General features: G+C 62.5%; 1 protein-coding gene. It reads left to right on the forward strand.

Going from position 1 to position 267, the window contains the following annotated elements:
* Positions 1-267, forward strand: a 267-nt coding sequence (locus Q4563_RS20225; protein ID WP_336623066.1) for an SCP2 sterol-binding domain-containing protein, incomplete at both ends; no start/stop codon positions are given.

A 267-nucleotide genomic window follows, 5' to 3' on the forward strand; every position in this document is an offset into this window, starting at 1 on the left:
GCCTTGCCCGTGCCAACAACAAGGCCAGTGTACTGATGTCAGGCGCTGTCGCCATCGAAGGTGACACCGAACTGGCCATGGCACTCAGCCGCCTGATGGATCAACTCGATATCGACTGGGAAGCCATGATCAGCCCGGCCACCGGAGGCCTGATAGCCCACCAGATCGGCGCAGGCCTGCGGGGCCTGATGAGTTGGGGACAAGCCACCGCCAAAACCATGTCCACCGCCGCCCGGGACTACGCAGTGGAAGAAGCCGGATTACTGG

The sequence above is a fragment of the Gilvimarinus sp. 1_MG-2023 genome, from assembly GCF_030548285.1.